Origin of the sequence: Psychroserpens mesophilus (genome assembly GCF_050617655.1) — a bacterium.
Lineage (GTDB): Bacteria > Bacteroidota > Bacteroidia > Flavobacteriales > Flavobacteriaceae > Psychroserpens > Psychroserpens mesophilus_A.
Window position 1 is genome coordinate 1 of sequence record NZ_JBODQC010000030.1, and the last position, 1,036, is coordinate 1,036.

Sequence of the window (1,036 nt, forward strand, 5' to 3'; positions counted from 1 at the left end):
GCGTGTGGAGAAGGAGTTGACTTATCCTTTACATTATTAGCAAGTGATGCTTGTAATCCAAATGGAGTAAGTTGTACATCAACATTTAAGGTTGAAGCAGCCGATGATTTAACATTAAGCACAAAACCTTCAGATGTAACAACATTAGCATGTGTAAATCCTGCAGATGAGTTTGCAGCATGGATTCTTGGACTACAAAATATGACTGCTTCAGGAGGTTGCAATGCAGAGGTTGAATATTCAGTAGATTTAACTACACTTTCAGTAGATGGTTATTGCAATACATCAGCACAAGTAGTGTCAGTAGATATTAATGCAAAAGATGATTGTGGAGAAACTATACCAGTAACAGCAACGTTTACAGTTCCAGCTTATTCAAATGATTTAGCTTTATTAGGCGATTGCCCAGCAGATAATGAAGTAGATGGATGTTCAACTAATGCAGAGATAACTGCCGCATTCGATATTTGGAAAGCAGCAATATTAGCGAACTTTAGTGCAACAGGAGGTTGTAATGCAGCAGTAGAATATTCTACAGATGTATCATCTTTACAAGCACCTACACAGTGTGGTACATCCGATCAAATAATTTCAGTTGATATAAATGCTGGTGACGATTGTGGAAAAACAGTAGCTATTACGTGTAGCTTTACCGTTAAAGCTTTTGAATCTACATTAGACGTTACAGCAGTAGCAAATGAGAGTTATGGATCGTGTGATTATGCAACTCAAACGGAATTAGATGCGGCTTTTCAAACCTTCTTAGATAAGTTTGGTTATACAGGAGGCTGTGATGCATCAGGACAATTAGCAAGTGCTTACATTGCACCAGACTTATGTGCTGGAGGAAGTGTAAGTGTGACTTATAATGTTACAGATTTATGTGAGAATGCTAGTGAAACAGCTAGTTTTACAATTACACCATCAGTAGCATTAGAGGTGAGTTGTCCAGCAGGAGTTAGTTTAGATTCATCATCAACACAACAGGAAATACAAGATGCCTATGATGCTTGGAAATTAGGATTCACATATACAG

The 1,036-nt window shown here is 37.6% G+C and carries 1 protein-coding gene; it reads left to right on the forward strand.

Features of this window, described 5'->3' with window-relative positions; genetic code table 11:
* A partial coding sequence (locus ACRHNM_RS16175; RefSeq protein WP_431137676.1) for a hypothetical protein occupies positions 1-1,036 on the forward strand: 1,036 nt, incomplete at both ends.